This is a genomic window from Loktanella sp. DJP18, from assembly GCF_049310965.1.
In the GTDB taxonomy this organism is placed as follows: domain Bacteria; phylum Pseudomonadota; class Alphaproteobacteria; order Rhodobacterales; family Rhodobacteraceae; genus Loktanella.
In genome coordinates, this window is the sequence record NZ_JBMERN010000039.1 from 23,563 (window position 1) to 31,985 (window position 8,423).

Sequence of the window (8,423 nt, forward strand, 5' to 3'; positions counted from 1 at the left end):
ATCAGGCCTTCCGCATGAAGAAGACGTGGCCGATCCAGTCCAGCAAGGACGGGCGCACACCCCGTTCCAGCACCTGCCGGGGCATGTCGAGCGGTGCGCGGCGTGGTTCAAGCACCGTCAGGTCATCGGGAGCGACCATCAGGTCGGGATCGATCTTAGTCATTCTTTCAGCCATTGATAAATCCACGTCTCGGACAACTGACGGCCTTCGGCCGTCAGGGCAGCACGCATTTCGACCGTCGCGCCATCGTCGGCCGAAACCTCGATGACAAGGCGCCACGTTGCGTCACGGCCATCCACCTTCTGCAGGACCTTTTGCAGAAGCGTGCCACCCGTGATCTGCAATGCGGCCTCAACCGTCGTATCGCCGATCGGTTCCCCCAAGGAGCCGCCTTCGAAATCGATGACGAATTTTCGATGCTCTTCGCGCGGTTTTACGCCGGAAACGCCGCCATGACCTGCGAGTGTGCGCGATACTTGTGCAAGTTCGGAAGTGGCACCCGGCGGCGTCATGCCCCAGTGCAACCGATAGGACACCTGTGTCTGGCTTCCCGCGACGAAGGGTTCCTGCGGAATCCAGAAGGCCACGATGTTGTCATTCGCTTCGAGGTCGGAGGGGATCTCGATCAGCCGCACCATACCAGCACCCCAGTCACCCTGCGGTTCGACCGTCAGGCTGGGGCGCGCCTCGTAGTGGGCACCGGCATCGAGATAATCCTCGAATTCTCGGTGCCGCTGCACAAGGCCGAACGACCGTGGGGACTGCACGCTGAAGTACGAATTCCCCAATTGCGACGGATTGTTGAGCACGCGGTAAAGCCTGTCGGTGTCGCTGTCGATGACAAGCGCCTCGCTGTCGTGCACGCGCGCCCGGTAATCGTCGAAGTTGCCGCGATCGTTCGGGCCGAACAGAAACATCGACGTCAGGGGCGCGATGCCAAGCTGCGCGACGTCACGCCGAAAGAACAGCGCTGAGGTGACGTCCATCGTGGTCGACTCTCCGGGCGTCACGACGAACCGAAAGGCACCCGCCACGGATTCGCTCTCCAGCAGAGCGTGGAATGTGATCGCCGTTTCCCCTTCGGTGGGGCGTTCCAGCCAGAAGGCGCTGAAGCGGGGAAATTCTTCCTGCTCTGAGGTGGCGGTATTGACCGCAAGGCCGCGCGCGCTGATGCCGTAACGATTGTCTCGCCCCAACGCCCGGAAGTAGCTTGCGCCAAGGAACGACACGACCTCGTCATAGCGATCGGGCGCGTTCAGCGGCATGTTGAAGCGGAAACCCGCGACACCCGGCAACGCATCCGTGTCCGGAAGGTCTATCGTGTCGCCGTGATACTTGAAATCGCTGGTCGTGAAAGCCATCGGCGTAGCTACCCCGTCCACGACCTCGTGCAAGGCGACAGTGCTGTCGAAAAGCCAACCCGGATGATAGGCGTGCAGCAATGCCGGCGCATCCGGCCCCTTCCATCGGGCGCGGGCTTCGTTGAACTGGATGTTGCGGTAGGCATCGTAGTCGAGGTCGGTGAATGCCGACCCCAAAGTTTCGGGCTGAACATAGTCCGCTTCAGCCGTCTGCCGGGCGCGCTCGATCAGCATTTCGAATGAAAAGGGCACCGGTTGCGCTGCGGTCTGCGCCCGTGCGGACGGGATTGCGACGGCCACACCGGCAAGGGCGGTCAGGGTCGAACCGCCCTGCAACAGGAAAGCCCGTCGCGAAAGATGCGCTGCGCCGCGAAAAAATGTCATGAGGATGTTCCGATTCTTGCTGCAGTGCAGAATGTGCTATTTTTCACCGAACATTCAATATGCAGGTCGCTGATCGGCGGCAACACGCCGCGCGCCCTGACGGCAACATGGCAGCAAGGCCACATCCTGTCCGCATCACACTGGCCGGCAGGAATGGCTGAGTCAGCTCAGGCCACGCAGAATCTCGTTCTCAGCGTCACGAATGGCCTGTTTTGGCGATTTGCCACCAAACACCGCATCGTGAATTTCCCGCCCCAGTGTCCGCTCGATCAGATTGAAGGCGGGAACAGGCGGGCGGGACCACGTCACCAATTCGTTGCGCCGCGCCATCTGATCGACCATCCGCACGATGGGAGAGGAGGCCAGCGCCTCGGGATCGGCGCAGACCGAAAACCGCGGAGCCACGGGAAACCCGTTCTTGACATGGGCCTTCATCGCTTCGGGCGATACCATCCAGGCGATGGCGTTGATGATCTGACGCTGCCGTGCAGGATTCACATGGGCCGGGATCGTCATCAGGAACCCGCCGATGGGGGCCGCGATCTTGCCCAGCCGCCGGGAAGGGGGCGACAGATAGGCCACCCGCCGCGCCACGCGCGAACTCAGCTCGTGTTCGAACCGCGCGGCCCGCATCGTCCAGCAGTAGGCCATGCCGGCCTGACCCGACATGAAGCAGGCAATGCGCTTTTCCCAGTCCATATTCGCGATGTCGGGCGGCGACACCTCGGCCAGCTGCTTCATGTAATCGATGACCTCAAGCGCGTCGTCGGTGTCGATCTGCAACTTCAGCTTCTCGAAGCGGTCATAGCGCCAACTGTCCTGATTGTGCAGCGGCATGTCGATGATCGTCTTCTGGCAGGCGGCGAGGAAGAACATGAAGGAGTTGGCGATTGGCATGCCGCGCTGTCCGTTCCAGGCGATGCCATAGAACTCTGACGCGGGCCGGTGCAACTCACGCGCGGCGCGGATCGTGTCGTCGAAGGTCTTTGGATGGGCCAGCCCCTTGTCCTCGAACAAGTCGCGGCGGGCGGCGAGGATCTCGATGGTGCAATACAACGGGATGCCGAACTGGGTGCCGTTCCAGTTGCCGGTGCCCCAGACAGAAGGATGAAAGTCCAGCGCGTTGATCGCGGCATCCGTCAGCAGGTCGTCAAGCGGGGCCAGCAACCCCTTTTCGGCGAATTCGCCAAGCCACGGCATGTTGACCGACACGACGTCATAGGCAGGTGCAGCACTTTGGCCGGTCGCAAGGGCATTGGCATAGAGGGCCGGCAGGCGTTGCAGATCGAAACTGCTCTTGCGGCCCAGATCGTTGCGAAAATCCGACCACATGTTGCGCATGGAGGCGAAGTAGTTGTCGTCGTTCAGCAGAAAGCGGATATCGCTTGGCACGCTGCCACCGATGTCATGGGTCTGGACGGGAGAGATGATCTGCGAGGCAAAGTAGCTGCCGCCGAAATAGTATTCGTTCGCCTCGGTTCCCCTGCGCAGGCCGAATGTCTTGGCCAGATGTGCCTTCACATGGTTGGCGTAGTCCATGAAGGCGGTCAGCAACCGGTCTGACGGCTGCAGGAAATGCGTCTTCAGCCCGTGACCGCGCGGCACCTGCTGGATCAGGCCATCGGCGATCATCTTCGTCACCATGCGGTTGCCGGTGCTGTAGGGCACGCGCGCCAGTGCGATCAGACCGGACTTGTCGATCGGCCTGTTGCGCAGGTGGGCATCGACGATCTCGAGGACGACATTCCAGAACACGTCCGGCTTCGCGTCCGGCAGGCCCTCGTCGAATGGCGCGCGCAACTTGCGCAGAAAATCCACGATGCGCGACAATTCGTGGCTGGTCAGTTCGGCCTTGGGGGCTGGCGGTGCAAGCTGATGATTCATGACGACCCCTTACGGATGCACGGCACCCTCACGCCATTTCACCAAAGCGAAGAAATCCGCCTCATTCAACCCTGAGGCTGCCGCATCACGGTATTGTTGCAGGATCAGCGCGGTAACGTCCTGCGGCACGCCATGGTCGCGGGCGGCGTCGGTGATCAGGGTGAAATCCTTGACCATCTGATCGACCGAAAAGGCCGGGGTGAAGTCATTGGCGACGATGGTCTCGGTCTTGTATTTCAGCAAGGGCGAGGCGACAGCGCTCTCGCCAATCACCTCCATGATGGCACTGCGGCTCAGCCCGCCGCTTTGGCCTAGGGCCAGTGCCTCTGCCATGATCGCCGCCGTGGCTCCCACGAGGGTATTGAGGACAAGCTTCATGTAGCGCGCCTCCTCACCTTGCCCGAGGTAGAACCGGCGGGCGGAAAGATACGCAAGGCAGGGCTGCACGATGTCCCAGGCGGCCTTGTCGCCCGAGGCGAGGATTGTCAGCGCGGCTGTTTCAGCCAGCGCCGTGCTACCGGACAAAGGGGCCCGCAAGTAAAGGATGTCTTTGTTTTTCAAAGCCGTGGCGACATCGGCGGAGCAGTTCGGGGATACGGTGCTCATCTCGACGAAGGTGGTGCCGGGGCGCAGGATATCGGCAAGGCCCGGCGTCGTGCCCGACCCCATGACCACCAGCCGCAGCACGTCGTCGTTGGGCAGGGTCGCGAAGACGATGTCGCTGCTGGCCTGTCCCGTGATGTCATGCGCCGTCGTCGCACCCAAGGTGAATAGATCGGCCAGTGCGTCATGGTCCGGGTCGGTCACGGCCACCGCGATGCCCTGCGCCAGCAGGTTGCGGATCATCGGGCCACCCATCTTGCCTGCACCGATCCATCCCACGGTCAGCGCGACCTGCGATGTCGCGCCGGCGTCCAATTCGATCCTCAAGTTATGCTCCTCCGCGCTTGCGTCCGGGGGACACTAAATCGGAGCCATCCCAACCTGGCGGCGCAATTTATCCGCTTCGGACAAATCAACGCAATAATCTCCGAAACGGAGAGATAGGCTCTTGGTGCAGGGCGATGACGGGAGCAACGTCGCCTTGCCGTTGAACGCGGCAGTCGCAGCCGTGGGGGGCGAGAGGCAAGCAGGAGGAGAGACACGATGAAGGCAGTGCGATTTCATGGCGCAAAGGACATTCGCGTCGAGGACGTGGCAGAGCCGTCGGGTGATCTGGCCGCCGATGATGTGCTGATCGCGCCCTTCGTGACAGGCATCTGCGGCACCGATCTGCACGAATACATTGCGGGTCCCATCGTGACGCCGACAGAGCCTCATGTCTTTACCGGGGCCACAAATCCGCAGATCCTGGGCCATGAGTTTTCGGCCCGCGTGCTGGCCACAGGCTCCGGCGTCACACACGTCGCGGCCGGTGATCGGATATCGATTCAGCCGCTTCTGTCGCCACGCAACGACTACTACGGCAAGCGGGGGCTGTATCACCTGTCGCCGTCTATGGGCTGTGTCGGCCTGTCATGGGCCTGGGGCGGCATGGGCGAAAAGGCGGTCATCAAGGATTACAACGCGCAGCCCGTGCCGGACAACATCACGGACGAACAGGCGGCGATGATCGAACCGGCTGCAGTCGCGCTCTATGGTGTGGACCGGGGCGGCGTGACGGCCGGGAGCACCGTTCTGGTGTCCGGCGCGGGTCCGATCGGGGCGCTGACCGTGCTGGCCGCACATGCTGCCGGGGCCGCGACGATCATCGTATCCGAGCCCAATCCGAACCGTCGGCGCATCATCATGGACATCGCACCCTACGCCCATGTCGTCGATCCGCGCAGTAGCGACCTTGCCGCCATCGTCGGTGACCTGACCGAAGAAGGCGTCGGTGTCGATGTGGCGCTCGAATGCGTGGGGCAGGAGGCGTCGCTGAATGCCTGCGTCCATGCCGTGCGCCGTCAGGGCCGCGTCGTGCAGGTCGGCCTGCACATGAAGCCCGCCAGTATCGACGCGATGCTTTGGGCGCTGAAGGACATCACGGTCGAGGCGACCTGGTGCTATCCCACCCAGATCTGGCCGCGCATCGCCCGGATGATCGCCGCCGGCACGTTCCCCGTCGAAAAGGTCATCACCGCACGTATCGACGCCGAAGATGTCGTCGCCAAGGGCTTCGAAGCCCTGCTCGATCCGGCGGGCGAACACCTGATGATCCTCGTGACCACCTGAATTGACTGAACCTACGAAAGACCTGATCTCATGACCAAGAACATCGCACTGATCGTCGGGGCCACCGGCCTGTCCGGCAGCTACACCGGGCGTCACCTGAAGGACGCAGGCTGGACGGTCGTGACCCTGTCGCGCAGCGCCGTCGATCTGGACTTTTCCGACCGCCACATCGCCGCCGATCTGGAGGATGCCGCCGGGGCCCACGCCGCATTAGCCGCAGCACATGACGTGACCCACGTCTTTTACTGCACCTGGTCGCGGCAGGCGTCAGAGGACGAGAATGTTCGCGTCAACGCCGCGATGATCCGCAACCTGTTTGACGGGATCGCCGATGCGCCGGTGCAGCACGCGGCGCTGGTGACAGGGTTGAAGCACTACCTGGGATCGTTCGACGACTACGCCAAGGTCACGCCCTATACGCCTTTCCTGGAAAGCAGCCCGCGCCTGCCGGGGCCGAACTTCTATTACGCGCAAGAGGATGTGTTGTTCGAGAAGGCGAAAGAGCAGGGCTTTACCTGGTCCGTTCACCGCCCGCACACGATGATCGGTTTCGTCGTCGGCAACGCGATGAACATGGCCGTGACGCTGGCGGTCTATGCGTCGATCTGCAAGCACACCGGGCGGCCTTTCGTTTATCCCGGCTCGCCCGAGCAATACAACGCCGTCACCGACGTGACCGACGCTCGCATTCTTGCGAAACAATTGCACTGGTCCGCGATCACGCCCGCGGCCGCTGACACGCCCTTCAACATCGTCAATGGCGACGTGTTTCGGTGGACCTGGCTCTGGGCGCGGATCGCCGATTACTTTGGCCTGCCCATAGCCGAGTATCCCGGACATCCCACCCCGTTGGACGACATGATGGCCGACGCGCCCGCCGTCTGGTCCGAGATCGTCGCCAAGCACGACCTGCAGGACATCCCCGTCGGCAAACTGGCGTCCTGGTGGCATTCCGACGCCGACCTGAGCCGGACCCTGGAATGTTTCACCGACATGACCAACAGCCGCGTGCTGGGCTTCGACGCCTACCAGCCGACGCCCGCCAGCTTTTTCGACGTGTTCGATACGCTGCGCGCCCAGCGCATCATTCCCGCCTGAAGGACGAAACCGATGCATTACGTGATCCATTGCCTCGACCATGACGGTGCCGTCGACAAGCGGCTGGCCCACTATGAGGCGCACAAGGCCTATCTGGCGGCGGCGACCGTCAGGACGCTGGTGTCCGGCCCGCTGCTTGCGGATGACGAGGAAACCATGATTGGAAGCTGCTTCCTGCTGGAAGCGGACTCCCTGGCCGAGGTGGAGGCATTCAACCAGAACGATCCGTTCCACCATGCCGGCCTGTGGAAGACCGTGTCGATCCGGCCTTTCGCCAAGCGTGTGGACAACCGCTGATGGCCGAGAGTGGGAAAAGTGGTCCGGTCGGCATCGCACTGGTCGGCATGGGCTGGTGGGGGCAGAAGATGCTCAACGTCCTGCAAGCCGCCCCCGACGACATCCGCGTCGTCCGCGCGGTCGAGCCGAACGTGGCGTCCGTCCGCGATTTGTGCGCCGGCAAGGGCATCCCGCTGTCCGCCGACTATGCGGACGCCTTGAACGACCCCGAGGTCGAAGCCGTCGTGCTGGCGACACCGCACAGCCTGCACACGGACCAGATCGCGCTGGCAGTGGCGGCAGGCAAGCACGTCTTCTGCGAAAAACCCCTCGCTTTGACTAAGGCCGAGGCGGAGCGGTCCGTGAAACACTGCGCCGACGCCGGGCTGGTGCTGGGCATGGGGCATGAACGCCGATGGGAACCGCCTGTGGCCGCGATGCTGGCCAAGGCGGATGCGGGTGATCTGGGTCGCATCCACCAGATCGAATCCAATTTCAGCCATGACAAGTTCCTGTCGCTTGACCGCGACAACTGGCGGCTGAAGGCCGATCAGGCCCCCGCGGGCGGCATGACGGCGACGGGTATCCATCTGCTCGACCTCTCTGTCCGGCTGCTTGGCCGTGCCGAAAGCGTGCTGTGCATCTGCGAGCAACTCTCCAGCGACCTGCCGCAGGGCGACACGGTCGCGGCCTATGTGAAATTCGCGGGCGGCGGCACGTCATATGTGTCCGCCTCGCTGGCGAACCCGTTCATGTCGCGCTTCACCGTCTATGGATCGAAGGGCTGGATCGACATCCGCGACAAGGCCCATGTCGAAAGCCCGGACGGCTGGATCGTGATCTCCGCACTGGCGGGCGGCCCGATCACGACCGAGGAGATCGGCAAGGCCGAGCCGGTGAAGGACAACCTGGTGGCCTTTGCCCGCGCCGTGCGCGGCACCGCACCCTATCCGATCACGGCCGATCAACTCGTGAACAACATCGCGCTGCTTGAGGCGGTCTTTGCATCGAGCCTCAGTGGCAAGATCGAACAGGTGGCCTGAAGGCCAGCGGGAGGAGACGACATGAAAGCCCTGATCTTCGACAAACCCAACGCGCCCGTCGTCACCGACGTGCAGTCGCCCGGCATCACCGACAACGAGGTGATGATCCGCACCTCCCGCGTCGGCATCTGCCATTCGGACTATGAACTGCTGTCCGGCAAC

At 62.9% G+C, this 8,423-nt stretch carries 8 protein-coding genes; 4 read left to right on the plus strand and 4 right to left on the minus strand.

Annotation, left to right across the window (positions count from 1 at the left end):
• Nucleotide 1: 1 nt before the first annotated feature.
• The 4 genes from ACOI1H_RS12710 to ACOI1H_RS12725 all read right to left on the minus strand — a co-directional run bounded on the left by ACOI1H_RS12710 (nucleotide 2) and on the right by ACOI1H_RS12725 (nucleotide 4,560).
• On the minus strand, nucleotides 2-163 hold the full coding sequence (locus tag ACOI1H_RS12710; protein ID WP_422437955.1) for a hypothetical protein: 162 nt from the start codon (nucleotides 161-163) through the stop codon (nucleotides 2-4).
• A complete protein-coding gene (locus tag ACOI1H_RS12715) occupies nucleotides 160-1,746 on the minus strand; it encodes a glucan biosynthesis protein (protein WP_422437957.1) in 1,587 nt (528 codons plus the stop codon). Before ACOI1H_RS12715 ends, ACOI1H_RS12710 begins: the two co-directional genes overlap by 4 nt.
• A 162-nt stretch (nucleotides 1,747-1,908) precedes the next feature.
• Nucleotides 1,909-3,630 carry an extracellular solute-binding protein gene (locus tag ACOI1H_RS12720; RefSeq protein ID WP_422437958.1) on the minus strand — a complete coding sequence of 574 codons (1,722 nt, stop codon included), beginning with the start codon at nucleotides 3,628-3,630 and terminating at the stop codon, nucleotides 1,909-1,911.
• Nucleotides 3,631-3,639: 9 nt separating this feature from the next.
• Nucleotides 3,640-4,560, minus strand: a complete 921-nt coding sequence (locus ACOI1H_RS12725) for an NAD(P)-dependent oxidoreductase (RefSeq protein WP_422437960.1) — start codon at nucleotides 4,558-4,560, stop codon at nucleotides 3,640-3,642.
• A 216-nt stretch (nucleotides 4,561-4,776) separates the two neighbouring features.
• Here ACOI1H_RS12725 and ACOI1H_RS12730 point away from each other — a divergent pair, with 216 nt between their 5' ends.
• From ACOI1H_RS12730 to ACOI1H_RS12745, 4 genes are read left to right on the plus strand one after another with little or no spacing between them, the layout of a single operon-like run.
• On the plus strand, nucleotides 4,777-5,844 hold the full coding sequence (locus ACOI1H_RS12730; protein WP_422437961.1) for a zinc-binding dehydrogenase: 1,068 nt from the start codon (nucleotides 4,777-4,779) through the stop codon (nucleotides 5,842-5,844).
• A 30-nt stretch (nucleotides 5,845-5,874) separates the two neighbouring features.
• Nucleotides 5,875-6,942: an SDR family oxidoreductase gene (locus ACOI1H_RS12735; RefSeq protein ID WP_422437963.1), complete on the plus strand. Its 1,068-nt coding sequence runs from the start codon at nucleotides 5,875-5,877 to the stop codon at nucleotides 6,940-6,942.
• Nucleotides 6,943-6,954: 12 nt separating this feature from the next.
• Nucleotides 6,955-7,239: a YciI family protein gene (locus ACOI1H_RS12740; protein WP_422437964.1), complete on the plus strand. Its 285-nt coding sequence runs from the start codon at nucleotides 6,955-6,957 to the stop codon at nucleotides 7,237-7,239.
• Nucleotides 7,239-8,261 (plus strand): Gfo/Idh/MocA family protein, encoded by a 1,023-nt coding sequence (locus ACOI1H_RS12745; RefSeq protein ID WP_422437965.1) that lies wholly within the window; start codon nucleotides 7,239-7,241, stop codon nucleotides 8,259-8,261. The genes ACOI1H_RS12740 and ACOI1H_RS12745 overlap by 1 nt, the downstream gene beginning before the upstream one ends.
• The last annotated feature ends 162 nt before the right edge of the window (nucleotides 8,262-8,423 follow it).